The 1,643-nt window shown below is 57.5% G+C and carries 1 protein-coding gene; it reads left to right on the top strand.

Translation table 11 applies throughout. The features are described from left to right. The first annotated feature begins 530 nt into the window (after positions 1 to 530). Complete coding sequence (locus NZN28_RS14405; RefSeq protein WP_295399329.1) at positions 531 to 1,469, top strand: peptidylprolyl isomerase; 939 nt, start codon at positions 531 to 533, stop codon at positions 1,467 to 1,469. Positions 1,470 to 1,643: the final 174 nt, after the last annotated feature.

Consider the following 1,643-nt stretch of genomic DNA (forward strand, 5'->3'; position numbering starts at 1 on the left):
GCGTTGCGTCTGGGCCGAGCCGCATGTTTTCGAGTTTCCAGGCGGCCACTGTTCTGTCCAGGACAAAGCTTTCTTATGGTCGAATGGCTCTAAATATGTAAACAGCGCACTAGTTCCAACCTCGTTTATCGCTTGCCCAGGCCCGGACGATCATTCTTTGCCAATCCCGCTCCTCGAAATAGGTCATGCAGGGGGTAGGCGTGGGGTCCTTCACGCAAGCGGGCTGTCCTGGCGGCGCACACTCAGGGGAAACCCCGTCGGGTGGATTCCCAGCAAGAAGTGTGCGAGGTGCTTGTGTTTTTGGATGCTGGGTGGAATCGCTCTATAGTTTTTCGGGTCGCTGTGGGCGGCGAAGGGGCGGAACCTTGTTCTTGGGAGGGTGGCACCGGGTGGCCCCCAATGTGAAACAAGCCGCAGGGCGGGTGAGGTTGTTCTACACAGAACGTGCTAGCATAACCCCATAAGCAGTTCTGGAACCAGTCGGAGCTGTAGGCTTTGGGTTGGTCATGGGCTGTCCTAGAGGTGCCAAAATGACGCTGAAACAAGTACCGGTCTTGTTGTTGCTGATGCTCTTTCCGCTGGCTCTGGCCCAAACCGACCCGGTGGTGGCGAGGGTGGGTAAATCTTCCATCACCAAGAGCCAGTTCGACTTGCAGTTCCGCCTGTTTTTGCGCGATGTCTTGCAGCAACGCGGTCAGGCCTACAGCCCCGAGGCCGAGGAAGCCTTTGCCCAGTTCAGGCCGCAGTACCTGGAGCGGATGGCCCGCGATCAGGCGATTATTCTGGCTGCCGAGGCCACTGGTTTTGCAGCCAGAGGCGCCGCAGTGGATGAAGCCATCCAGGAAGTAAAGTCCCAATTCGAAACGGAAGAGCAGCTTCAGCAGGCCCTCGAGGAGGCGGGTATTCCCAGCCTCGAGGCCTACCGCAAGCTGGTTTACGAGGCCCTGACCTACAACGCCTACCTCGAGAACCTGATCAAACGGTTGCAGACCAGCGAAGCCGCTTTGCGCATCTTGTACCTGGTCTCCAAGTCCGAATATGCGGTGCCGGTAAGGTATTGCTCCTCACACATCCTGGTCAACACAGCGCAGGAGGCCAATCAGGTGATTGCCCGGCTGGGCAAAGGCGAGAAGTTCGCCGACCTGGCCAAAGAACTCTCACAAGACCCCGGTAGCAAGAACGAAGGGGGCGAGCTGGGCTGTGAGCCCAGGGGTACCTTCGTTTTGCCCTTTGAGCTAGCCCTAATGGCCTTGAAGCCAGGCGAAAGCTCCAGAACCCCAGTCAGAACCGAGTTTGGCTTCCATGTAATCTTGCTGAGCAAGGTGGAAGCGGCGGGCTTCCAGCCCTTTGAGCAGGTCAAAGGCGGACTGGATCAGTCCGTCAAAAACTCAGCACTGCAAAAAGTACTGGACAACATCGTAAGCCGCACCCCTATCCAGTTGTTTCCCGAAAATTTGACGGGCAAGTAGCCTCTCCAAACCCCTGGCTCGAGAGGCCGGAATTGCGCATCGTTCACTTTAGAGCGCCCTTCACATATTCGCGTTCGAGAGAGCCTGGTTCGGAACAGAACAGTGACCGCCTGGGAACTCGAACACATGCGTCTCGGCCCAGACGCAACGCAGACAAGCGTGCCTCACCTCGGT

It is taken from the genome of Meiothermus sp., from assembly GCF_025056915.1.
Classification (GTDB): domain Bacteria; phylum Deinococcota; class Deinococci; order Deinococcales; family Thermaceae; genus Meiothermus.